The organism is Comamonas sp. DB36, assembly GCF_057914905.1.
Genome location: NZ_CP196632.1, coordinates 394,019 through 416,377 on the forward strand (window position 1 = coordinate 394,019; position 22,359 = coordinate 416,377).

Genomic DNA, 22,359 nt, shown 5'->3' on the forward strand with positions numbered 1-22,359 from the left:
CTCTGATGATCTCTGCTTGGCAGGGATTTTTTTACCACGCCATTCACTCGCGGTCGCGATTTGCGCCTGTCTGCTATGGGTCGGGAGGAGACGTGCGTGAGGTCTGCGGAGACCACAAGCAGTCATCTTGAAACCGGAGGGTACCATGCAGTTTTTCCAACTGGAGACCACGTGCGCGAACTAGAGACAGAGAGGCTTTTGCTGCGTCAGTGGAAGGATGTCGACTATCCAGCCTTTGCGCTCATGAGCTCTGACGCCGAGACCATGCGTTATTTCCCAAGTGTTCTCACGGAAGAACAGAGTCGAGCCATAGCCGACCGTTGCCGCGCGCTGATCCATCAGCTTGGCTGGGGGTTTTGGGCGGTTGAAGTCAAAGCAAGCAATGAATTTGCGGGTTTCATAGGGCTGCATGTGCCTTCTGCTGATTTGCCATTCTCACCGTGCGTGGAAGTAGGCTGGAGGCTGGCGAGAGATTTCTGGGGGAAAGGGTTTGCCACCGAAGGGGCTCAAGCTGCACTGGATTTCGCTTTTCAGGAATTAGCCCTCGCAGAAGTGGTTTCCTTTACCGCGCTCAGCAACAAGCGCTCTGAAAAGGTCATGCAAAGGCTTGGCATGGTTCGTGATGAGAATACGTTTGACCATCCAGCGCTTCCTGAAGGCCATGCACTTCGACAGCACGTTCTCTACCGGAAAAAGCAGCCAGATAGATGAGTTGCTGTGCGTGGGCTGAATGTCAAAGATGGCATTCCGATCCAATGCGGCGCAGCAGGCAGTCGGATAGGTCCTGCTGCCCGGCAAACGAATCTTTCACGCGCTTGGGTCTTTAGTTCGACGCAACCCATTCCGGCCATTTTTCCGGGCCGTGAAAAAGCTCGAGCATGGTGGCCTTGACCTTTTGCACGGCGTTGCTCTGCAATGCCGTGTCGCGCCAGCATAGCGACAGGTCGCGCGAGAACAGGCGGTGGTCCACCCTGGCCAGCTTGAGCTTGCGCTCGCTGAGTTCGATGTGCGCGGCGCTCCAGGGCAGGATGGTCACGCCCAGCTGCGCCATCACGGCGGCAAACAGCAGCGCCGTTGAACTGGCCTCGAAGCGGATTTCACAGCGCAGGCCGGCTTCGCGCATCGCCCATTCGACATGGCTGCGAATTGTGTTCGGCGCGCTGGGCAGCAGCAGCGGCATGCGCGCCAGGTCTGCAATCGAGACCGGGCCGTCCGGCATGGGAAATTCCGGCCAGGCAATCAGGTGTAAGGCCTCGGTCAGCAAGTGCTGCCTGGCGATGCTGCGCGTTTCAACGGCGTCGACAATCACCGCGAGATCGACCCGCCCGCTGGTGAGCAGATTGGCGAGTTCCGCGCTGGGGGCTTCGACCAATTCCAGCGCGATGCCGGGGAAGCGGTCGCGCACCATGCGCGCCAGCGGAATGGCGACCATGCGCGCCGTGCTGGACGGCAGGGCCACCGACACCCGGCCTTGCGGCAGCTCGGCGTCCTGGCGCAGCAGTTCGCGCGTGCTGTCGGCCTGGCGCAGCAGCTCCAGCGCGTGGCGGTAAAGCGTCTGTCCGGCCGCGGTCGGGGCGACGCCATGCACGCTGCGCTCGAGCAGGCGCATTTCCAGGTCGCGCTCCAGATTGCGCATCTGCTGGCTCACGGCCGGCTGCGCGATGTGCAGTGCCTCGCTGGCGCGCGTGACATTGCCGCATTCCACCACCTTGACGAAATACCGCAGCTGGCGCAGATCCATGTTCGTTGCTCTTCATAAGTAAATCAGATCGAACAATAAAAATATCATATTTTTAAATTATTCCGACCCCTCCTACATTGGAAGCACAAAAAAGAAGCGTGCCCGGCACCGCTTCAAGAACTCCGGCGTCCAACAGCCGGAGACAAGGATGTTCAAGGCGATCGCTGCAGGGCGCTCGAGATTCAATCCAAGGAGACAAGACATGTTCAAGAAAGCATTGCTGGCCGCGCTGGCCGCTGCCGCAGGCACGGTGGCGCTGGCGGATACCTATCCATCGCGGCCCATCACGCTGGTCGTGGGTTTTCCGGCCGGCGGGGGGGCGGATGCCGTGGCCCGCATCGTGGGAGAAAAGCTCGGCCGCGTGCTGTCCCAGGCCGTGGTGGTCGACAACCGCCCGGGTGCGGGCACCACGCTGGCTTCGGAGCTGGTCTCGCGTGCCCAGCCCGACGGCTATACGCTGCTGCTGGGCACGGCCAACCTCTACGGCTCCGATCAGCTGCTTTACAAGAGTGCGCGCTACGACGGCGTGAAAAGTTTCACGCCGATTGCGCGCTGGAGCAATTCGCCCATGCTGCTGGCTGTCAGAAAGGAGTTTGCGGAAAAAAGCGTCAAGGGGCTGATGGAGCAGGCGCGCAGGAACCCGGGCAAGCTGACCTATGCGTCTTCGGGTGCCGGCGTGGTGACCCATCTGGCCGGCGCTGCCTTTGCCCACGCGGCGGCAATCGACATGCTGCATGTGCCGTACAAGGGCGGGGCGCCTTCCATCCAGGCGGTGGCCGCGGGCGATGTCGACATGACCTTCGGCACGCCGCCTTCGGTGATGCCCATGGTTCAGGCGGGCAAGCTTCGGCTGCTGGCGGTGACCACGGCCGAGCGCTCGCCGCTGTTTCCCGACCTGCCGGGAATGGGCGAGTCGGGCATCAAGGACTACGACTTCAACATCTGGTTCGGCATCTATGGTCCGGCCAAGCTGCCGCCGGAAGTGGTCGGCAAGCTGTTTGATGCCAGCGCCCAGGTGCTGCGCGATCCCGACGTCAAGGCCAGGCTGGAGAAACAGGGCAACGTGGCCTGGCCTTCGGCCTCGCCCGAGGAGTTCAGGGACTGGGCGATCAGCGACGGCGCCCGGCACAAGGCCAGCACCCAGCGCTCGGGCGCCGGCGCAGACAACAAGTGAAGGAATGAACACCGTGGAATTCACCACCGCATCCGTTGCGCAGCGGCTTGACGCGCTGTTTGACGCCGGCTCCCAGAGCCCGCTGCCGGCCGGCTCGGGCCTGCACCTGGCCCGCGCCACGGTTGGCGCTCGCCAGGTGCTGGCCGCCGCCACCGATCCGGCAAAGGACAAAGGGGTGCTCGGCAGCGCCGAATGCGCCGATCTTTGCCGCATCGTGCGCCTGGCGCGCATGACGCACACGCCGCTGGTGCTGCTGATCGACTCCGCAGGCGCAAGGCTGGACGCGGGGCTGGCCATCCAGGGCGCGCTGCGCGCGCTGATGACCGAGCTGCTGGATGCCAGCCTGGCGGGCCTGCCGATGATCGCCTTGCTCGGGCGCAATGTCTTTGGCGGGGCCAGCATGCTGGCTTTCGCCGCCGCACAGCGCTGCTACGCGCCCGACACCGTGCTGGCGATGTCGGGCCCGCGGGTGCTGGAAAGCGCGGGCGGCGGCTCGCTGGCAGCCGTGCGCGCCGCGATCGGCGGCGCTGCCCGCTGCCGCCATGGAGGCGGCGAGCGCCTCGTCGATGATGCCTTGCCGGCCTATGCGGCGGCGCTGCGCGAGTGGCTGCAGGCGCTGGCCGGCGGCCCCTTGCCCGATACCCTGGACGACGAGCGCCGCATGCTGGCGCTGCGCCTGGGGGCTGCAGCGCCGGCCGCTGCGGCCGCATCGGCGCGGTTTGCGCTGGGACCCGGCCCCGGCGGCCTGCGCTGCAGCGGACAGACCAGCATGGGCGCAGCCGATGCACTGGAATTCGCCACGCTGGCCGACCAGCTCGGCCCGCCCCTCGATCTGCTGATCGACTGCGCCGGCCATAGCCTGCACATGGGCGACGAGCGCCTGATCCTGAGCCAATACCTGGTGCACCTGGCGCGCACGCTGCGACGCCGCGTGCACCTGGGGCAGCAGGTGAGACTGCGCATTGGCGGCGCGACCTCGGGCGGAATCTATATCGCCACGGCGGGTGCGGCGTCCTCGGTGGACATCGCGCCCGGCGGCAGCGTGCGAACCCTGCCCCAGGCTTCGCTGAGCAGCATCCTGAGCCGCCCGGCGGCCGCGATTTCCAATGCCGGCGCCGAGTTTTCCCATTACGTCGAACTGGGCGTGGCGGACAGCGTCAGCGCGCTTTCCTGAGCCGCCCCCGGCAGCCACCTTTTCCATTCATGCCATGAACGCCAATATCTTTGCCACATTTGCAGCCATCGCACGCGAGGCCGGCGACGCGGCCTTTCTCGAAACCGACGACGGCCAGGTCATCAGCTATGCCCGCATGCTGGCCAGCACCGCGCGCTACGCCCATGCCCTGGTCAGCCTGGGCGTTCGCCCCGGCGACCGGGTGGCGGTGCAGGTCGACAAGTCGGCGCGCAACTATTGCCTTTACCTCGCAACGCTGCGCATGGGCGCCATCTACCTGCCGCTGAACACCGCCTATCGACCCGACGAGCTCGCGTATTTCCTGGCCGACGCCGAGCCCCGGGTTTTCGTCTGCGAGCCGGCCGACCTCGCGTCCCGCAGCGAGCTGGCGCGGGCCCATGGCGTGGCCCATGTGATGACGCTGACCGAGGAGGGCGGCGGAACGCTGGACCGGATGGCCGATGCGCAGCCGGAGACGTTCGCCACGGCGCAGGTGGCGGGCGAGGACGTGGCCCTCATCATCTATACCTCGGGCACCACCGGTCGCCCCAAGGGCGCCATGCTGACCCATGCCGGTCTGCTGAGCAACGGCCTGGCGCTGACAAAGCTCTGGGGTTTCGGCCGCAACGACGTGCTGCTGCATGCGCTGCCGCTGTTCCATGCGCATGGACTGTTCATTTCCGGGCACTGCGCCTTGCTTTCGGGCAGCAGGCTGCTGTTTCTGAAGAAATTCAACGCGCAGCAGGTGCTTTCCTTGCTGCCCAGGGCCACGGTGATGATGGGCGTGCCCACGTTCTACACCCGCCTGCTGGACGAGCCCGGCTTCACGGCCGCCCGCAGCGCCAACATGCGGCTGTTCGTTTCGGGATCGGCGCCGCTGCTGGCCGACACCAACCGCGATTTCCAGCAGCGCACCGGCCAGATCGTGCTCGAGCGCTATGGGATGACGGAGTCGGCAATCATCACTTCCAACCCCTTGGTGGGCGAGCGGCGCATAGGCTGCGTGGGCCAGGCGATAGACGGCGTCGAGGTGCGCATTGCCGACGACCATGACCAGCTGCTGCCCGCCGACCGGATCGGCGGCATCCAGATACGCGGCAGTGGCGTGATGAAGGGCTACTGGCGCAAGCCGGAAAAGACCGCCGAGGAGTTCACCGCCGATGGCTGGTTCCGCACGGGCGACCAGGGAATCCGCAGCAGCGACGGCTACCTGACCATTGTCGGCCGCGCCAAGGATCTGGTGATCTCGGGCGGCTACAACGTCTATCCCAAGGAGGTGGAGATGGCGATCGACGCCTTGGCGGGCGTGGGCGAGTCCGCCGTGATCGGCATTCCCGACAGGGACTTCGGCGAGGCGGTGACCGCCGTGGTGGTGCGCCAGGACCCGGGCCTCACCGGCGAGCAGATCATCCAGGCGCTCAAAGGCCGGATGGCGAACTACAAGGTGCCCAAGCATGTGCATTTCGTGCCTGAACTGCCGCGCAACGCCATGGGCAAGGTGATGAAGAACACATTGCGCGAGACCTATGCCAGGCCGCTGACCCTGGCCTGACGCGCTGCGCCGGCCCCGTCCCCGTCCCCTTCCCTGCAAGGCCGGTGTCAGCGGCTCAGCCCAGCACCGTCCTGGCAATCAAGCCCAGCTGCACCTCGGCCGCGCCGCCAAAAATGGTGAAGGCGCGGCTGTTGCAATACTCGGGCACCAGCACGCTGGGCCGCAGCGCGCTGTCCGCTGGATCGCTGCGCCAGCGCAAGCCCGCCTGGCCCAGCACATCGACACCGAGCTCGGCAATCGCCTGCTTGAGCCGGCTGGCGCGCAGCTTGAGAATCGACGACACCGGGCCGGGGTTGGCGCCGGGCGCCAGGCCGCCCATGGTGCGCAGTTCCAGCCATTCGAAGGTGTCGATGTCGGCAACGACTTCGCCCAGGCGGCGCAGCAGTTCGTCGGGCAGATCGGGCTGGACGGCAAAGGCGTCGACCACGCGCTTGAGCTGGGAGCGCAGGCGCGGGCTGAAGATGCCCGCGCCGCGTTCGAATTCCAGCAGGTACTTGGCGCATTCCCAGCCTGCGTTCTCCTCGCCTATGCGCTCGGCCTGGGGCACGCGCACGTTCTCGAAATGCACTTCGTTGACATCGTGGTCGCCGCCAATGGTCACTATGGGACGCACCGTGATGCCGGGCAGGGCCATGTCGATCAGCAGGAAACTGATGCCCTGCTGGCGCTTGCCTTCGCTGCTGGTGCGCACCAGCGCGAACATGCGGTTGGCGTGGTGGGCATGGGTGGTCCAGATCTTTGTGCCGTTGAGCACATAGTCGCTGCCGTCGGCCACGGCACGCAGCTGCAGCGCGGCGAGATCGGAGCCCGCGTTGGGCTCGGAAAAGCCCTGGCACCAGTAGTCGGCGCCCGACAGAATGCGCGGCAGATAAAAGTGCTTTTGCGCCTCGGTGCCGTAGCGCAGTATCACCGGGCCGACCAGGCGCGCGCCCATGGGGTGGACCAGCGGCGCGCCGGCAAGCGCGCATTCGGTCTCGAAGATGAAGCGCTGCAGCGCGCTCCAGCCGGTGCCGCCCCACTCGCGCGGCCACAGCGGCACCAGCCAGCCGCGCGCCTGCAGCGCCTGCTGCCAGGGGCCGGAGACTTCGGGTTCGGGGTACATGGCGCTGGTCGCGGCCTGGCCGGCGCGCAGCGCGTCGGTGAGGTGGGTGGCCAGAAAAGCGCGCACTTCGGCGCGAAAGGCCTGGTCGGCCGGGCTCAGTTCGAGGTTCATGCGACGGTCTCGGGTTCTTGGGTCGTGCGGCGAGCGGGCGCGGGTCCCAGCGTGCGGCTGTGCGCGAAGCGGCCATCGGCCAGCAGCGCGCGGCCCGCGGCCAGCGCGTGGCTGGCGCCGTCGCCGCCCCATTGGGCAAAGGCCATCAGCGCGCGAAACGCGCTGGCAATCGGCAACTCCTCGCATACGCCCATGGCGCCGTGCAGCTGCACGCCCTCCTGGGCCACATAGCGGGCGCAGCGGCCGACCTTGTTCTTGAGCAGGCCGGCAATGGCGCGGCACTGCGCGCCGTCGGCATCGGCCAGCGACAGCGCCGCGAGTTCGCAGGCCGCCTGGGCTTCGGCGCACAGCACGGCCATTTCAGCGAGCCGGTGCTGCACCACCTGAAAGCGCGCCAGCGGCTGGCCGAACTGCTGGCGCTGCTGCACGTACTCGCTGGTCTGCGCCAGCATGGCCTGCATGCAGCCCGTGGCCGACCAGCAGCGCGCGACCAGGCTTTCGGCGAGCACGCGCTGCAACGCCGACTGCGCGTCGCCGGCGTGCAGGCGGCTGGCGGCGTCCACTTGCACCGCGGCAAACGCGATGTCGGCGGCCCGAGCCCCGTCGCTGGTGTCGTAGGCGTCGATGCGTATGCCGGCGGCCTGCGGATCGAGCAGAAACAGTGCCGCCTGGCCGTCGTCCAGCGTTGCCGAAACCAGCCAGCGCGCCGCGCCGGGCGCCGAGGCAATGCAGCGCTTTTGGCCGTCCAGCAGCCAGCCCGTGCCCTGGGCGCGCGCGCGCAGCTGCGGCGCATCCCAGGGCAGGCGGCCGCCTTCGGCATGGGCCAGCGCCAGGCGCTGGGTGCCCGCGATCAGCCCGGGCAGCCATTGGGCCTGCTGCACGGCCGAGCCGGTGAGCGCCAGCAGCCGCCCGGCCTCGAGGCTGCTTTCCAACCATGGCTCGACCACCAGATGCCGGCCCAGCGCCTGGGCCAGCAGGCCGGCTTCCAGCGCGCCCAGCTCCATGCCGCCCGCATCGGCCGGCAGCACCAGGCCCAGCCAGCCGAGTTCGGCCATGGCCTGCCAGACGGCGGGGTTGCCGCCGTCGCGCTGCAGGCTGGCCGCGCGCTGGCGGAAATCGTAGTGGTGCGCCAGCCAGTCGTTGGCGCTGTCGGCGATCATCTGCTGCTCTTGGGTAAGTACAAACTCCATGCCGTGCTCAATCCGCCTTGATGTTGGCGCTCTTGATCACGCGGTCCCACTGGGCGATGTCCCTGCGCAGGAAGGTCGCGAACTCCGCGGGCGTGTTGCCTATGATGTCCAGCCCCCAGGTCTTGAACTTCTCCTGCATCTCGGGTTCCTTGAGGATTTCGGCGACTTCGCGGTGGATGCGGTTGACGACCGGCGCGGGCGTGCCGGCCGGCGCCATCAGGCCCAGCCAGGGCATGGCTTCGTAGCCTTTGAGGCCGGACTCGGCGACCGTGGGTAGATCGGGCAGGGCCGCCGAACGCTGGGCCGTGGTCACAGCCAGCGCGCGCAGCTTGCCCGACTTGACGAACGGGCCCGACGAGCCCCAGGCGTCAAACATCACATCGAGCTGGCCCGCGACCATGTCGATCAGCGCCGGGCCGCTGCCCTTGTACGGGATGTGCACCAGGAAGGCATTGCCCATGTTCTTGAACAATTCCATCTCCAGATGGGTCGAGGTACCCATGCCCGTGGAGCCGTAGTTGAGCTTGCCCGGGTTCTGGCGCGCATAGGCCAGCAGCTCGCCGACGTTCTTCACCGGCAGCTTGGGGTTCACCGCCAGGATGTGCACCACCGAAGCCACCTGGGTCACGGGCGCGAAGCTCTTGATGGCGTCGTAGTTGACCTTGTCGTAGAGCAGGGGCGCCGTGCCTATCGACGACGCCGCGAGCAGCAGCGTATGGCCGTCGGCCGGCGCGCGCGCCACCGTGTCGGAGGCCAGCACCGTGCCGGCGCCGGGGCGGTTGTCGACAATCACCGGCTGGCCCAGGCGAACCGCCATTTTCTCGGCCAGCGCGCGCGCCAGCAGGTCGGTCACGCCGCCCGGAGGAAAGGGCAGGACCATGCGCACCGGCTTGGTCGGATAGTCCTGGGCCAGTGCCAGGCCAGGCGCCAGGCTGGCGATGGTGGCCGTGGCCAGCATGGCGGTGACCAGGCGGCGGCTTGTCGAAACGGTGGTTTTCATGCTGTCTCCTCTTGTGGATGGGATTGTCCGGCCGGCGCGGCGGCCGGTTGGGGCTGTGGCTTCACCAGTACCAGCGCATCGAGCGCGTCGGCGCCCTCGCCCTGAGCGCGCACCTGCAGCGGGTTGATCTCGGCTTCGAGCACCTGCTCGCCCAGGGCCGTGACGGCGCCGGCCAGCGCGGCAACGGCCTGGCAGGCCGCGTCCACGTCGGCCACGGGCCGGCCGCGAAAGCCGTCAAGCAGCGGCCAGGCCTTGAGCGATGCCAGCATCTCGCCCACCATGGCCGCGTCCACGGGCAGCAGGCGGTGGGCGACATCGCGGTAGATTTCGGTCAGCACCCCGCCCAGGCCCACGGTCAGCGCGGCGCCAAACACCGGGTCGCGCGTGACGCCCGCAATCAGCTCGGCGACGCCGCCGCTTGCCATGGGCTGTACCAGCAGGCCGTCGATGTGCGCACTCGCGTCATAGGCCTGGGCCGATGCCAGAATGCCGGCGGCCGCAGCGCGCACCTGGGCCTCGTCCTGCAGCGCGAGACGCACCCCGCCGGCCTCGGTCTTGTGGGCGATGTCGGCGCTGAGGATCTTGAGTACCACCGGGTAGCCGATCTGCGCGGCGGCGGCCACGGCGGCGTCGGCATCGCGCGCCACCAGGCCCGTGAGCGCGGGCACGCCATGGCCGGCGAGCAGCTGCTTGGTGTCGAATTCGTTGAGGCGCGCGGGCAGGGCAGCGGCCGCGACGCTGGCTTGGGGCCGCTGGCGCATTGCGGCCCAGCGTGTCGTCGCCGCCTGGCGCGACAGCCAGAGGCAAAACGGCGCCAGCGCCTGGGTGCAGCGCGCGAGGTCGTCAAACACCGGCACGCCGGCGTCGGCCAGGCGCTGGCGGCATTGGGCCTCGCCGGTGTCGAGCGCGACAAACAGCCGCGGGTACTGCGCGCAGACTTCGAGCAGCGGCTCGGCCATGCGGTCCAGAAGATAACCGGGCGCGGCGACGACCACCGTGTCTATGCCTTCGCAGCGCGCCAGCGCCTCGAACACCGTGCGTACGAAGTCGGGGGCGTTGACGATGTTGCCGGTCACGTCCACCGGATTGCTGACCATGCCGTAGTCGGGCACGCCGGCGCGCAGCAGCGCCTGCAGATCGGCCGGCAGCGTGGGCACCTCGAGGCCTGCCAGCGTGAACTTGTCGGCGAGAATCGCGCCGACCGCGCCCGACATGGTGACAATCGCCACGCGCTTGCCGCCCTGGCGCTGGCGAAAGCCGCTCAGATAGCCGAGATCGGCCATATGGGCGAAGTCCTGGCCGCGGATCACGTTGAGCTGATCGAAGCCCGCGCGGTAGATGGCCAGATCGCCGGCCAGCGCCGACGTGTGCGACTGCACGGCTTCCGAGCCCTTGTCGGTTTCACCGGCCTTGTAGATGACCAGCGGCTTGCCCTGGGCGGCAAACGCCAGCGCGGCGTCGATGAAGCGCGCGCCATCGCGCAGCTGCTCCACATAGCCCAGCACGCAGTCGGTCTGCGGGTCCTGGGCCAGGTATTCGAGGTATTGCGCGTATTCCAGCGTGGCCTCGTTGCCGGTGTTGATGAAGTGGCTCACCGGCACGCCGCGCCGGCGCACCAGGCCAAACACCGCCGAGCAGACATTGCCGCTTTGCGTCAGTATGCTCACGCGCCCGGGCGCGGTCTGCGGCGGCACGTTGACGAAGATCGAGGCAAATGCCGTGTAGGCATGCAGGTTCAGATTGGCAAAGCCCATGCAGTTGGGCCCGGCCACCACCATTCCGCTGCGCCGCACAAAGGCTTCCAGCGTGCGCTGCAGCGCCGCGCCCTCGTCGCCGGCCTCGGCAAAGCCCGCGGCGTAGACAATGGCCGCGCCAATGCCGCGCGCATGGCAGCGCTCGAGCATGGGCACGACTTCCTGGGCACCGATGGCCAGCACCGCGAGATCGGGCGCTTCGGGCAGGGCCTCGACATCCGGGTAGCAGCGGTTGCCGAAGATCTCGCTGTATTTGGGGTTGATGGGAAACACCTTGCCCGCATAACCGAAGCGCTGCAGCAGATCGAGCGGCATGCCGCCGATGCGCCCGGCGTTGCTGCTGGCGCCTATCAGCGCGATCGAACGCGGCGCGAGAAGGGGAGTCAGGGCGTGGCTCATGCCTTGGCTCCCTGGATGGCGCTCGCCAGGCCGGCTTCCTTGGTGCGCCGGTATTCCTCGGTCACATGGCTCAGCTGGTGCACATCGAAATGCGCCGACAGCGCCTGGCGCATGCCTTGCACGTCCATCGAGCGGTTCAGCGATTTCTTCAGCAGCTGCATGGCAAACGGCGGCGCCTTGGCAATGCGCTGGGCCAGCGCCAGCGTGTCCTCGCCCAGCCTGTCGTTGGCCACGACACGGTTGACCATGCCGAACTCCCTGGCCTGCTGGGCGCTGATGCGCTCGCCCGTGAACAGCATTTCCTTGGCCTGGCGCAGGCCCAGCACCCAGGGATGTATCAGCACTTCGAGCGACGCCGCGCCCATGGTGTGCGTCACGGGGTCGGAGAAGAACGCGTCTTCTGAGGCGACGATCAGATCGCACATGTTGGCCAGCATCAGCCCGGCGGCAATGCAGCCGCCCTGGACCTGGGCAATCGTCGGCTTGGGGAAGTCCCAGATGCGCATGCAGTAGCCGAAGTAGCGCTGCTCTTCATAGGCCCAGCGCTCCTCGACCGTGAACTCGGCGCGCTCGGCCTGGGCCTGCTTGAGGTCATGGCCGGCCGAGAAATGCGGGCCGTTGGCCGCAAGCACCACCACGCGCGTGGCGCTGTCCAGGCGCGCGGCCTCGAACGCCGTGTCGAGTTCGTCAAGCATCTGCTGGCTCTGGGCGTTGCGCATCTCGGCGCGATTCAGGGTGATGCGGCGGACCGGGCCAATTTGTTCGGTCAAAAGGGTGGTGGTGCTCATTGCGGATCCTGCTAGTGGAGCCGCGATGATCTCGATAAGATGTCCACGTTGCGAGATTAATCACCAGGAAATCCTACATTGTGAGCAAAATCAGTGAAACCCCGGGGGCGCAGAACATGCGCCGCTCCCTGCTGGTGCTGCGCGTGCTGGGCCGGCATCAGGAAGACGGCATCAGCGTCACCGATGTCATTGCCGAAACGCAGCTCGAGCGCTCGACCGCCCACCGTCTGCTGACCTGCCTGGTCGAGGAGCGTTTTGCCGAGCGCGACCCGCTCACGCGCCGCTACCGGCTGGGAATCGACGCCATGCAGATGGGCCTGGCCTCGCTGCGGCGCGCGCCGCTGGTCGCCTCGTACCAGGCGCTGATGCAGCGCCTGGCGCGCACATCGGGCGACACCGTCTATCTGCTGGTGCGCCAGGGCGACTACACCATCTGCCTGCAGCGCGAAGACGGGCCGTATCCCGTGAAGGTGTTCAGCACGCGGGTCGGCGACGCGCGCGTGCTGGGCATAGGCGTGGGCGGCATGGCGATTCTCGCGGGCCTGGCCGATGAAGACGTGCAGCGCATCCATGGCCAGCATGCCGAAGCCTTTGAAGCCGCGGGCCTGGGGCCGGCAGCGTTTGCGCGCGCCGTGGCACGCACGCGGCGCAGCGGGTATTCGGAGCTGCTCGACACCATCACCGCGGGCGTGGGCGGCGTGGGCATGGCGATTCCCCACCCCGACGGCACGCCGTTCGCGGCGATATCGATTGCCTCGATACAGCCGCGCATGCTGCCCGCGCGGCGCGCCGAGCTGGCGGCGCTGCTGGCGCGCGAACTGCGTGCGGGCGGGGCGGGCTGAAGACCGGGCCAGCGGATACCAACGGTCACAAGCTTGCGCCGGAAGCTCGCTTGCGCGGGCTTAGACTTGGCAGCATGCAATTGGACTACAACCCCGCCGATATCGAGGTCAAGATATCCGAGCTGCTGGTGGCCACCAGCGACGGCGCGGACCCGGATCTTCCTGCGGCCGTGCTCGAAGTCTTGCGGCTGATCCGCACGAAACTGAGCATGGACGTGGCATTTGTTTCGGAGATCACCGATGGGCGTCGCATGTTCAAGTGCGTTGACAGTGCCGCGGGTTTCACGCCGCGGCTCGCCGCGGGCATGTCCGATCCGGTCGAAGAAAGCTGGTGCCAGCGCGTGGTCGAAGGCCGCCTGCCCCAGGTGATGCACGACGCCGCGCCATACATTGCGTCCGGCCAGGCGCCCGATCCGGGGTTTCCGATTGGCACGCACCTGAGCACGCCGGTGCGCCTGTCCGATGGATCGGTCTACGGCACCCTGTGCTGCTTCAGCAAGGGTGTTCAGCCCCAGGCGGATATCGAACTGCTGCGCCGCACGGCCAATTTGCTGGCCGCGAAGCTGGGCACGCCGCCCGCCGCGGCCAAGGCCTAGTTCAGAGCAGCGCGACCAGGGTCAGCCAGAAGTTCCAGCCTTCGGCGCGGTTCTTCGCGCCCCACTCCTTATAAGCCTTGGCGTTCACGTAGTACTTGAGCCCGCCGAATTCCAGAAAGCTGCCCGCTTGCGGGCCTATGGCGTTGATGCGCGACTTCGCATGACCCAGCGTGGCGCCGCTACCGGAATCGCCTTCGAGCTGGCGGTGCAGATAGCCCACGAGGCCTACGTGGGCGTAGGGCGTGACCAGATAGGAGGCGGTCCAGTCGAGGTGGGCGGTCTTGCCGGTGCGGAAATCGGTCGCCGGATTGCTGCCGTAATGCGTCACGCCGCCGACCAGCGAGAATTCGGCGCGCCGGGCCGCATTGAAGTAGGTGTAGCCGCCGCCCAGGTCGAGCCCGCGGCGGTTCTGGCTCACGTTGGCGAGCCGGCCCGCGTAGTAGGAGCCCGCGGGCAGCACGCCCGACGCATAGGCCATGGAATTGTGGACGCCGTTGTTCCACTTGAGGAAAGCGCTAGGGTAGATGTCGGCACCGCCCGAGTGCGCGTCACTGGCCGAGCCCGACGACGTGAAGCCGCCCGGCAGGGCGTAGCTCACGTCGATTGCCGAACGCGAGCGCCCCGCCCCCACGCCCAGCCGGATCGAGGGCTGGCCGCCCAGCAGAGGGCGCTCGAAGGTATAGGTGGGCATGAACAGCAGCACATTGGTCGCGCCTTTGGCCCGCGTGGTGAGGCGCGTGTCCGGCGCGAGTTCGCGCGTGTCCGTGGCATTGACGTCGAGGCGCACATAGACCAGCGGCAGGGTCCAGCCCGGCTCGCCGGGAACGGCCGCCATGCTGCCCATCTGGCCCGGCCGCCAGAAGCTCAGGCCTATTTCGTTGGCATGGGCGCAGGGGGCGATGGCCCCCAGGACGATGGTGCCCCAAAGGCAGGCACGTTGCTTCATGCAGATCTCCTTTTGCGATCGTGGATTGCGCCCGGCGCCTGTGGCGGCCCTTGGACGTTGGTTTTTACTGCCGCGCGACAGCGTAGCAGGGTTTGTAACGTCGAGATACAAGATGACGTAAAAGCCAACAAGTACCTCAGTCGCGCCTGGCGTCAGGCCGGCGGTGATTTCGCGAGCTGAGCGGGAGCGGCGCGGCACGCATGTGTGGGTCGGCGGCTGCCATGACATGTTCCACGTCAGCGGGCCCAACCGATGCACGGTCAGTGGGCGCGAGAGCCTGCGCTCTGGTGGTCAGGCGCTAGGACGGACATCCTTGGTCGGTGAAAGTGATCTGCAGTTTTGCCTTGTGCCGCGCACGCAGCTCTTTCTCGAACTGCATGATCCTGGCAGGGGGCACGGGAAGGCACACCACCAGCAGAACGGTCTTGGGATTGACGCGCACCGCCTCGTCGACGGCGGGCGTGGCAAGCGCCGACTTGACGGCGTTGACCTGGTACGCATCGGGCGTGATGCGCACTTCCAGTGTCTGATACCAATCGGAACAGCCCGAAAGCGCCAACAGTCCGACCAAGGCCAGGCTTGCGACCACTTTCATCGGTCTTTGATCGCCGCTGATCTGCAGGTTCAACGGCTGCCTTCGTTGCTCTGCTTTCCCATAGCGACGGACATCACCAGTTCAACCACGGTGGCCAAGGCCAGCACAAGGCCCGCTATTTTGCTGAAATCAGCGAACAGCAGACCGATCGCGACGATGACGCCGGTAAACGACAAATAGTGAACGATCTTCAAGGTGCAACTCGACTTTCAGGGGCGCAGCGCGCCGGCAGGTTGTTGTGGCGACCACATCGATCACGGCGCGGGCATAGGCAGGCGGCGACCGATAGCGTAATCGAAGTGAATGATAGCAATAAATTATTAATATTTAAAATCAATGTGCTATTGCTATTCTCTTGAAGGCTGCCGACTACGCCCATGATCACGAGAATAGCCGATGCCCGCCACCTGCTGGGGCACCGGCCTGAAGATGCACCAGCGCGGGCCTAGAACTGGCCGCGCAAGGTGAGCACCGCATTGCGCGGTGTGCCATACCAGTTGCCGCCCGACGCCGTACCCACGCGTTCGTAGTACACCTTATCGAGCAGATTGTTGAGGTTCAGCGACACCGTCCACTTGGGATCGATGCGGTACTGCACCAGGGCATTCAATACCGCGTAGCCGCCTTCGGCGAAGGCATAGGGCGAGGCATTGAAGTTGGCGTCATACAGCGCGCCATTGACCCATGTCTTGCTCTGGATATGGGTCGAGCCTCCGAGTTGCCAGCTCGACCATTCCCCCGGCAGACGATAGGCGGTCGACAGCTTGAGCAGATGCTTGGGCGTGATGGTGCTGTAGTTGGTGGCCGTGCTGCGGTCCTTGGTCTGGTTGAAGGTGTAGCCGGCCGCAAGCTGCCAGCCGGGCTGCACTTCGCCGCCGATTTCGGCGTCGAAGCCGCGGCTGCTCACCTTGCCCTGGGGCAGATAGCAGCAGTTGCCGGCCCAGGGATCGCTACTGGTGGGATAGCGCGCATCGACCACGCCCGTGCCCGTGCGCTCGACATTGAACACGCTGAACGTGGCGTTAAGACGGCCGTCGAGCAATTCTCCCTTGAAGCCGGCTTCATAGCTCTTGCCCTTGACTGGATCGAGTGAAGTGCCGGGCAGCGGGCCGGCCTTGAGCAGCGCCTGGGGCTTGAAGATCGACGCGTAGCTGACATAGGCCGACCAATGCGGGTTCAGGTCATAGATCACGCCTCCATAGGGCGAGACCTTGGTGGGTTCGGAAAATTCGGTGCGCGAGGTGACAGTGCGGTTGCCGGCTGCATCTGCGTTGGACACCTGCTGCAGGAAGTCATAGCGGCTGAGCCGGGCGCCGGCAATCACATGCAGGCGATCCGTGGGGTGCAGGCGCAGCACGCCGTAGGCGCCTTTTTGCTGCTGGTTCCAGGGAGCGTAGATGTAATTCAGCGGAACGTTCATGTCGGGATTCCAGGCATTGCCCGCGAACAGGTCGGCAGGAACCGACCAGTTGTCGACCGGCTTGCCCGTGGCCCAGGTGCCCTGGGCGCGCTGCCAGTCGGCCCCCAGCAGCAACTCATGGGTGCGGCCCAGAAGGCCGAAGGTGCCGCTCAGATTGACATCCACGAGGTCCTGGTGGTTGGACGTCGCATATCGGCCGCCGCCCCAGTACGCCCCTTCGCGTGTCTGCGGATCGACGGCGCCATCGACGAAGGCCGTAAGTGACTTGCCATCGGTTTTCACTTGCGTCAGGTTGGTCTTGAGCTTCCAGCCGTTGACAAAGCGGTGTTCAAGCTGGGCAAACAGTTCCGTGGTCTTGGTGTCGGAAAAGCCCCAAGGCTGCGTCAGGCTGGCGCTGCGCGGCAGGTCCAGCGCCTGCCCATTGGTGTAGCGGGGCATGCCATCGCCAATGCCGTTCTCATGCCGTTTGCCGAAACTGCCGCCCAAGGTCAGCAGCGTGTCTGGCGTGAGATCGGCTTCGAGCACGCCATAGATTGCGGGTTTTTCCTGGCTACGATCCTGCAGATGGAAGTCGCGGTTCTCGTATGCCGCGACCGCGCGCCCACGCAGGCGGCCGTCAAAGCCCAGCGCCCCGGTGGCGTCGAGCATGGTGCGCTGGCTGTCCCAGCGGCCCACGGATTGCTCGAACACCACCTGACGCTCGGCCAGAGGTTTCTTGCGCGCCAGATTGACCACGCCGCCCGGGTCGCCCATGCCTGCCAGCAGGCCGGAGGCTCCGCGCATCACTTCGACACGGTCATAGAACGCCATATCCTGCTGCGGTTCGTAGGTATAGGCGCCCAGGGCCAGCGGCGCGCCGCCGTCGATCTGCATGCTGGTCACCTGGAAGCCACGCGAGAAAAAGTTGAACGAGCCGAAGTTGGCGCGATTGACCGTGATGCCCGGCATCTGCTTGAGCGCGTCGTTGACGCTGAGCAGCAACTGGTCATCGAGCTGCTGGCGCGTGACCACCGACACCGACTGCGGAATTTCGCGAAACGATTGATCGGTCTTGGAGGCAATGCTGGTCACGCGGCTGGTGTAGGCGCCCGTGCCTTCGGTCGTGCCGTCGCCGGCGCGGCGCGCGGCGACGCGCACTTCGGCCAGCGAGGCCGCGGGACCGGCGCGCTCTACAACCAGCGTCGAACCATTGACATGGGCCGCAAGGCCGCTGCCTTGCAGCAGGCGTTGCACGGCCGCCGCCGGCGTGAGCGTGCCGCGCAGGGCCATTGCATTGCGGCCTTGGACCAGCTCGGCCGGGGCCAGCAATTGCAGGCCGGCCTGGCGCGCAAGTTCCGACAGCGCCGCATCGAGCGGCTGAGCGGCAATGTCGAAAGTGCGCGTTGCCGTCGCGGCGGGCGCGGCCACTGCTGGCTGGGCCCAGGCAGCGGGCGCGGCCAGGGCCAGGATGGCGGCGGCGATCAGGTGATGGCGGGCTTGGAGTGATGGCATAGGGAGAACAACCTTGGAAATGAAAGCGAAGCGGCTGCAGTGCGGCTTCCAAGGTAGAAACGAACGAGGGCGCGACTTCCCTCACGCTTTTTCAAATATCTTTGGCGTGGCCCGGCGACGCCGGCCCATTGCCTCAGCGCCGTGCGATCAGCAGCGCGCGCTCGGCGCCTTGTCCCTCTTCGCGCACCGTCACCGGCAGGCTGCGCGGCAGCAGCCTGAGCCAGGCGCCGGCCTCGGCGATGCGCACGCGGCCAAAGACCGTGAGATCCGCCGCGTCGGGCGCGACGCGCAGCGCGACCGGGCTGTAGCGCGCCAGGCGCTGCACCGCCTGCTGCAGCGGCACATGGCGAAAGTCCAGCCAGCCGCTGCGCCAGGGCGCGACTTCGCCCGAGGCCGGCACGCGCTGCGCGCCTGCGTCGGCCGACCAGCGCAGCGCATCGCCCGCATGCAGGTCGATCTGCGCCTCACCCGGCGGCTGCACCCGCACATGGCCTTGCTCCACCGCCACGCGCAGATCGCCGGCGTCGCCCACGGCCACTTCGAAGCGTGTGCCCACCACGGTGATGCGCGCGCCCAGCGCCTCGACGATGAAAGGTCGCGCGGCATCGGCGGCGACACTGAAGAAGGCCGAGCCCGCGCGCAGCGCGACCGCGCGCCGCGCCGCGTAGTAACGGATTTCGGCGCGGCCTTGGGCATCGAGCGCAATGTGGCTGCCATCGGGCAAGTCCTTATCCAACTGCTGGCCGCGCCGGGTCGCGAGCGCCATCTGCCATTCGGGAACGAACTGTCGCCAGGCCTGCCAGGCCACGCCGCCGGCCAGGCCCAGGCCGCCCACGCCCAGCAGCGTCGACAGCGCGCGCCGCCGGCCGCGCCGCTGCACTGCGGTATCGCCGCGCCAGCGCAGCAGCGCGGCTTCGACGGCGTCGAGCGCATGCCTGACTTCGCGCTCTATGGTCTTGACAGAAACGCCGTGCTGCCGGGCGAGTACCGCATGCGACGTGCCTTCAAGTCTGTCGGCCAGAAAGACCGTGCGGCAACGCTCGGGCAGGGCTGCGAGCGCTGCATCGACGGCGGCCAGCGCCTCGCGGTGCAGATGGCCGTCGGCGATATCGCGCACCGCGGCCGCGGCGGGCATGTCGATGTTGCCGCTGGCGTCGAAGCGCTCGGCCGTGCGCCCCGCGCGGCGCAGGTGATCGATGGCCAGGTTGTCGGCCACCGCATAGAGATAGGCGCGCGTCACGCCCTGATGGCTCTCATCCGCACTTGGCCCGCGCTCTGCCAGGCGCAGCCAGGCGTCATGCACCAGATCCTGCGCGGTCTGCCGATTGCCGGTGCGCCTGGCCACGAAGCCGATCAGCGCGGAGTAGCTGTCGCAAAAGACATCGGAGATCAGGGAGTGGGACATGGCGGGCAGGGAAAGGGAAGACAGGAGGCAGGCGGCTATTTTAGAGAATAGTTCTCATTACCATCAAAGCTAGCGCGAAATGACGGAAAGCAAGCCTCGCCTTGACCGACAAGCGCGCCGTGGGCACTCCATCAGACTCAAACTTTCGACCCAAGGAGTGTGTTGGATGAACCCCTTGAATGCCGTTTGCGCCCTGGTCGCCGCCTGTGGTCCCAAATACGGTGAACCGGCCTCGCCGGCCGCGGTGCAACACCCCGAGAATTCACTCAACGGTTCGATCCGCTGACGGTGATCATGGACGAGATGCTGCGGCCCTCTTGGGGGGCACCTGCGCGATTGCCGTCAGATGCGCGTCCTTGGGTATGCGCTGAAATGCCCATTTGCTGTTAGCCTGTCATGTGAGGCAAGGCTTGGCCCATGCCCGCCACCACCCGCATTCCCACGTCAAAGAGAACCCCCATGACCAGTCCGCTGTATACCGCTTCCGTTCCCGTCCTGCTGCAGATGCTGCGCGCCCTGTCCGATGTGCTCAAGAAGGCCGAAGAGCACGCTGCGCAAAAGAACATCGACCCCAACGCGCTGCTGCAGGCGCGGCTGTTCCCCGACATGTTCCCGCTGCTGCGCCAGGTGCAGATCGCTGCGGACTTCTCCAAGGGCATCACATCGCGCCTGGCGGGTGCCGAAGTGCCATCGTGGCCCGACACCGAGACGAGCTTCGCCGACCTGCAGGCGTTGATCGCCAAGGCCCTGGCCCATGTCGAATCGTTCCAGCCCGAACAATTCGACGCGAGCGAAAGCCGCGAGATCGTGCTGCGCCCGGGCACTCCCAAGGAAAAGAAGCTTGGCGCCAGCGCTTACCTGCTGCATTACGGTCTGCCGCAGTTCTTTTTCCACGTGACTACGGCCTATGCCATCCTGCGCCACAACGGCGTGGAAATCGGCAAGCGCGACTACATGGGCGCGTACTGAGACTGACACGGGTCGCCACGCGCTGCGGCGCCCCATCTCAGGCGTGGCGCACGACCACAAAGCCTTCCTGGTCCGTGGGCGCCACGAAATGGCGCGTGATCAAATCGAACTGGGCGTCGGAAGTCTCGAACGGATGTTCGCCCGAGGCATTTCTGGCGCGCAGGCGCGCCCTGCACAGCTCGTCGGAGATATCCAGGAAGTGCAGCCGGTGCGCTGCGCCGGCAGGCTCGAAAATGCCGCGCGCCCAACTGCGTGTATCCGGCGTGTTGGCCGGGAAGTCGAGCACCACCGAGACGCCGGATCGCAGCAGCGCGGTGATGTGCGGCGCCATGGCGGCGCGCAGCCGGGCAGCGCAGCGCGCGTAATCGGCCAGGGCGTGAATCTCGCCGGGGTAGAGGCTGGACAGCCAGTCGTCCTCGTTGATGCGCACCGTGCGCGGTGCGGCGGCAAGTTGCCGGGCCAGCGTCGATTTTCCGGCGGCGATCTTTCCGCACAGCATGTGCAGCACGGCGGGCGAGGTTTCCAATGGGTTCATGCGATCTCCTGGGAGCTGAAAACCCCGGAGACAGAAAAAACCCGCCTCCAGGGGCGGGTTGCTTGGTGCTGTTCAGTCCGTGCGCCAACCCACCATCCCATGGATGGTGCGAATAATGGACACGGTATGCGAGCAGGCCATACACCCAGCATAGCGGCATCGGGCAACGCAGGCAAGCGCCGTTGCGGCGTGTCCTGGCGCTAGCGCGCCACCGGTGGTCTTTGCAGATGCCAGTCCGTGGACGCCTGATAGAAACAGCCCATGTCGATCAGCCGCTGCTCCTGAAGATGCGGCGCTATCAGCTGCATTCCCAGGGGCAGTGCATTTTCGGGGCTGAAGCCCACCGGCAGCGTGAGCGTGGGCAGGCCCAGATTCGTGAACGGCAAATTGAACACCGGCGAGCCCGTGGCGCCTATGCCCGCGGGCGCCGTGCCCAGCGCCGTGGGCGTCACCAGGATGTCGGCTTCGGTGAAGGCCTGGGCAAACGCCATCCGGTAGTCGTTGCGCACCGACTGCGCCTGCAGATACTGGTCGGCGCTGATCTTCAGACCTTCGGCGATGAAGGCCTGCAGCGAAGGGTCGAACAGTTCGCCGCGCGTCCTGAAGGTTTCGGCGTGGTAGCTCGCGACTTCCGCCTGCATGGTCACATGCTGGGCCCTGGCCGATTCGGCCAGGCCGCGCGGCGCCTTCACCGCGACCACGCGCACGCCGCTGGCGCGCAGATGATCCAGTGCCTGCATCATCGCGGCGACGCCGGCTTGGTCCGCCGCGGCGAAATAGGCGTCCTCCAGAATGCCAAGGGTGTAGTCCTTGTGGCTGCGTATGCTCAGCGGCTGATAGGGCAGGTAGCGCGTGGCTTCATCCGTGGGGTCCGGGCCCGACAGGGCATTGAAGACCAGCGCGCTGTCTTCGACGCTGTGGGTGAAAGCGCCCACATGGTCCAGGCTGCGGCCGCAGGGGTAGACGCCGGTCTTGCTGATGCGGCCGAACGTGGCCTTGAGGGCGGTCACGCCATTGAAGGCCGCGGGGCGCGAGATCGAGCCCGCGGTCTGCGTTCCCAGCGTGAACAAGGCCATGCGCGCGCCCATGGCCGCGGCCGAGCCGCTGCTCGAGCCTCCCGGCGTGTGACCGGCGTTCCAGGCATTGGTCGTGGGCGGCGGGTTGCCGAGGTTGGCGAACTCGGTCGTGGTGGTCTTGCCCAGCAGCACGGCATCCTGGCCCTTCAGGATCTTGATGACCGTGGCGTCTTCATCAGGGATATGGCCCTGCAGGACCCTGGAGCCGGCTTCGGTGGGAATGCCCTGGGTGCAGATGATGTCCTTGGCGCCATACGGAATGCCAAACAGCAGCGGCAATTGCTGCAGCGTCGAGATCTTCCGGTCCAGGGCCCGGGCCTGCTCCCGGGCTTCGTCGAGCCGCAGGACCTTCCAGGCCTTGACCTGCGGCTCGGCGGCTTCGATGTTGCGCACGTATTCCTGCAGCAGCTCCGAAGGGCTGATGCTGCGGGATTCAAGCAATGCCCGGGCGGCCGTGAGCGTGTCGGGTGATGTCATGGGTGGATATTCCTTGGACTGG

At 66.6% G+C, this 22,359-nt stretch carries 20 protein-coding genes; 7 read left to right on the plus strand and 13 right to left on the minus strand.

Going from position 1 to position 22,359, the window contains the following annotated elements; translation table 11 throughout:
- The first annotated feature begins 171 nt into the window (after positions 1-171).
- A complete protein-coding gene (locus tag ACSVDO_RS22785) occupies positions 172-711 on the plus strand; it encodes a GNAT family N-acetyltransferase (RefSeq protein WP_489596499.1) in 540 nt (179 codons plus the stop codon).
- A gap of 112 nt (positions 712-823) precedes the next feature.
- Here ACSVDO_RS22785 and ACSVDO_RS22790 read toward each other — a convergent pair whose 3' ends face one another.
- Complete coding sequence (locus ACSVDO_RS22790) at positions 824-1,741, minus strand: LysR substrate-binding domain-containing protein (protein WP_489596501.1); 918 nt, start codon at positions 1,739-1,741, stop codon at positions 824-826.
- 202 nt (positions 1,742-1,943) lie between these two features.
- Between ACSVDO_RS22790 and ACSVDO_RS22795 the strand changes: the two genes are divergently transcribed.
- From ACSVDO_RS22795 to ACSVDO_RS22805, 3 genes are read left to right on the plus strand one after another with little or no spacing between them, the layout of a single operon-like run.
- Positions 1,944-2,915: a Bug family tripartite tricarboxylate transporter substrate binding protein gene (locus tag ACSVDO_RS22795; RefSeq protein WP_332537453.1), complete on the plus strand. Its 972-nt coding sequence runs from the start codon at positions 1,944-1,946 to the stop codon at positions 2,913-2,915.
- A 13-nt stretch (positions 2,916-2,928) separates the two neighbouring features.
- Positions 2,929-4,089: a hypothetical protein gene (locus ACSVDO_RS22800; protein WP_489596503.1), complete on the plus strand. Its 1,161-nt coding sequence runs from the start codon at positions 2,929-2,931 to the stop codon at positions 4,087-4,089.
- Positions 4,090-4,123: 34 nt separating this feature from the next.
- Entirely contained in the window at positions 4,124-5,641 is a 1,518-nt protein-coding gene (locus ACSVDO_RS22805) for an AMP-binding protein (protein ID WP_489596504.1), read from the plus strand.
- Positions 5,642-5,696: 55 nt separating this feature from the next.
- Here ACSVDO_RS22805 and ACSVDO_RS22810 read toward each other — a convergent pair whose 3' ends face one another.
- From ACSVDO_RS22810 to ACSVDO_RS22830, 5 genes are read right to left on the minus strand one after another with little or no spacing between them, the layout of a single operon-like run.
- The gene (locus tag ACSVDO_RS22810) at positions 5,697-6,854 is read right to left on the minus strand and encodes an acyl-CoA dehydrogenase family protein (protein ID WP_489596506.1); all 1,158 of its coding nucleotides are present in this window, start codon (positions 6,852-6,854) and stop codon (positions 5,697-5,699) included.
- A complete protein-coding gene (locus ACSVDO_RS22815) occupies positions 6,851-8,044 on the minus strand; it encodes an acyl-CoA dehydrogenase family protein (protein ID WP_489596508.1) in 1,194 nt (397 codons plus the stop codon). The genes ACSVDO_RS22810 and ACSVDO_RS22815 overlap by 4 nt, the downstream gene beginning before the upstream one ends.
- Before the next feature lie 7 nt (positions 8,045-8,051).
- Complete coding sequence (locus ACSVDO_RS22820) at positions 8,052-9,044, minus strand: Bug family tripartite tricarboxylate transporter substrate binding protein (protein WP_489596509.1); 993 nt, start codon at positions 9,042-9,044, stop codon at positions 8,052-8,054.
- Complete coding sequence (locus ACSVDO_RS22825; protein WP_489596511.1) at positions 9,041-11,197, minus strand: acetate--CoA ligase family protein; 2,157 nt, start codon at positions 11,195-11,197, stop codon at positions 9,041-9,043. Before ACSVDO_RS22825 ends, ACSVDO_RS22820 begins: the two co-directional genes overlap by 4 nt.
- On the minus strand, positions 11,194-11,985 hold the full coding sequence (locus ACSVDO_RS22830; RefSeq protein ID WP_332537461.1) for an enoyl-CoA hydratase: 792 nt from the start codon (positions 11,983-11,985) through the stop codon (positions 11,194-11,196). The genes ACSVDO_RS22825 and ACSVDO_RS22830 overlap by 4 nt, the downstream gene beginning before the upstream one ends.
- Positions 11,986-12,065: 80 nt before the next feature.
- On the opposite strand from ACSVDO_RS22830, the gene ACSVDO_RS22835 reads away from it, so the two are divergent.
- Together ACSVDO_RS22835 and ACSVDO_RS22840 are read left to right on the plus strand one after the other, a co-directional pair.
- Positions 12,066-12,827 (plus strand): IclR family transcriptional regulator, encoded by a 762-nt coding sequence (locus ACSVDO_RS22835; protein WP_332537463.1) that lies wholly within the window; start codon positions 12,066-12,068, stop codon positions 12,825-12,827.
- 74 nt (positions 12,828-12,901) lie between these two features.
- Positions 12,902-13,423: a GAF domain-containing protein gene (locus ACSVDO_RS22840; RefSeq protein WP_489596513.1), complete on the plus strand. Its 522-nt coding sequence runs from the start codon at positions 12,902-12,904 to the stop codon at positions 13,421-13,423.
- A gap of 1 nt (position 13,424) precedes the next feature.
- Here ACSVDO_RS22840 and ACSVDO_RS22845 read toward each other — a convergent pair whose 3' ends face one another.
- From ACSVDO_RS22845 to ACSVDO_RS22865, 5 genes are all read right to left on the minus strand, one after another.
- Entirely contained in the window at positions 13,425-14,369 is a 945-nt protein-coding gene (locus ACSVDO_RS22845) for a SphA family protein (RefSeq protein WP_489596514.1), read from the minus strand.
- A 298-nt stretch (positions 14,370-14,667) separates the two neighbouring features.
- The gene (locus tag ACSVDO_RS22850; RefSeq protein ID WP_489596515.1) at positions 14,668-14,997 is read right to left on the minus strand and encodes a hypothetical protein; all 330 of its coding nucleotides are present in this window, start codon (positions 14,995-14,997) and stop codon (positions 14,668-14,670) included.
- Positions 14,994-15,158 (minus strand): hypothetical protein, encoded by a 165-nt coding sequence (locus ACSVDO_RS22855; protein ID WP_489596516.1) that lies wholly within the window; start codon positions 15,156-15,158, stop codon positions 14,994-14,996. Before ACSVDO_RS22855 ends, ACSVDO_RS22850 begins: the two co-directional genes overlap by 4 nt.
- A gap of 251 nt (positions 15,159-15,409) precedes the next feature.
- On the minus strand, positions 15,410-17,875 hold the full coding sequence (locus ACSVDO_RS22860; protein WP_489596517.1) for a TonB-dependent siderophore receptor: 2,466 nt from the start codon (positions 17,873-17,875) through the stop codon (positions 15,410-15,412).
- A gap of 133 nt (positions 17,876-18,008) precedes the next feature.
- Positions 18,009-19,280: a sigma-70 family RNA polymerase sigma factor gene (locus ACSVDO_RS22865; protein WP_489596519.1), complete on the minus strand. Its 1,272-nt coding sequence runs from the start codon at positions 19,278-19,280 to the stop codon at positions 18,009-18,011.
- A 459-nt stretch (positions 19,281-19,739) separates the two neighbouring features.
- Here ACSVDO_RS22865 and ACSVDO_RS22870 point away from each other — a divergent pair, with 459 nt between their 5' ends.
- Positions 19,740-20,249, plus strand: a complete 510-nt coding sequence (locus ACSVDO_RS22870) for a DUF1993 domain-containing protein (protein WP_332537469.1) — start codon at positions 19,740-19,742, stop codon at positions 20,247-20,249.
- Between the two features lie 37 nt (positions 20,250-20,286).
- Here the strand turns inward: ACSVDO_RS22870 and ACSVDO_RS22875 are convergent, their stop codons facing one another.
- Positions 20,287-20,784 (minus strand): P-loop nucleotide/nucleoside kinase family protein, encoded by a 498-nt coding sequence (locus ACSVDO_RS22875; RefSeq protein WP_489596521.1) that lies wholly within the window; start codon positions 20,782-20,784, stop codon positions 20,287-20,289.
- A gap of 200 nt (positions 20,785-20,984) precedes the next feature.
- Positions 20,985-22,337 carry an amidase gene (locus ACSVDO_RS22880; protein ID WP_489596523.1) on the minus strand — a complete coding sequence of 451 codons (1,353 nt, stop codon included), beginning with the start codon at positions 22,335-22,337 and terminating at the stop codon, positions 20,985-20,987.
- Positions 22,338-22,359: the final 22 nt, after the last annotated feature.

Excerpts from the sequence above, each read along its gene's own strand:
- ACSVDO_RS22790 (WP_489596501.1), bottom strand. The coding sequence starts at position 1,741 with ATGGATCTGCGCCAGCTGCGGTATTTCGTCAAGGTGGTGGAATGCGGC.
- ACSVDO_RS22795 (WP_332537453.1), top strand. The coding sequence starts at position 1,944 with ATGTTCAAGAAAGCATTGCTGGCCGCGCTGGCCGCTGCCGCAGGCACG.
- ACSVDO_RS22805 (WP_489596504.1), top strand. The coding sequence starts at position 4,124 with ATGAACGCCAATATCTTTGCCACATTTGCAGCCATCGCACGCGAGGCC.
- ACSVDO_RS22810 (WP_489596506.1), bottom strand. The coding sequence starts at position 6,854 with ATGAACCTCGAACTGAGCCCGGCCGACCAGGCCTTTCGCGCCGAAGTG.
- ACSVDO_RS22815 (WP_489596508.1), bottom strand. The coding sequence starts at position 8,044 with ATGGAGTTTGTACTTACCCAAGAGCAGCAGATGATCGCCGACAGCGCC.
- ACSVDO_RS22820 (WP_489596509.1), bottom strand. The coding sequence starts at position 9,044 with ATGAAAACCACCGTTTCGACAAGCCGCCGCCTGGTCACCGCCATGCTG.
- ACSVDO_RS22825 (WP_489596511.1), bottom strand. The coding sequence starts at position 11,197 with ATGAGCCACGCCCTGACTCCCCTTCTCGCGCCGCGTTCGATCGCGCTG.
- ACSVDO_RS22830 (WP_332537461.1), bottom strand. The coding sequence starts at position 11,985 with ATGAGCACCACCACCCTTTTGACCGAACAAATTGGCCCGGTCCGCCGC.
- ACSVDO_RS22840 (WP_489596513.1), top strand. The coding sequence starts at position 12,902 with ATGCAATTGGACTACAACCCCGCCGATATCGAGGTCAAGATATCCGAG.
- ACSVDO_RS22845 (WP_489596514.1), bottom strand. The coding sequence starts at position 14,369 with ATGAAGCAACGTGCCTGCCTTTGGGGCACCATCGTCCTGGGGGCCATC.
- ACSVDO_RS22860 (WP_489596517.1), bottom strand. The coding sequence starts at position 17,875 with ATGCCATCACTCCAAGCCCGCCATCACCTGATCGCCGCCGCCATCCTG.
- ACSVDO_RS22865 (WP_489596519.1), bottom strand. The coding sequence starts at position 19,280 with ATGTCCCACTCCCTGATCTCCGATGTCTTTTGCGACAGCTACTCCGCG.
- ACSVDO_RS22870 (WP_332537469.1), top strand. The coding sequence starts at position 19,740 with ATGACCAGTCCGCTGTATACCGCTTCCGTTCCCGTCCTGCTGCAGATG.
- ACSVDO_RS22875 (WP_489596521.1), bottom strand. The coding sequence starts at position 20,784 with ATGAACCCATTGGAAACCTCGCCCGCCGTGCTGCACATGCTGTGCGGA.
- ACSVDO_RS22880 (WP_489596523.1), bottom strand. The coding sequence starts at position 22,337 with ATGACATCACCCGACACGCTCACGGCCGCCCGGGCATTGCTTGAATCC.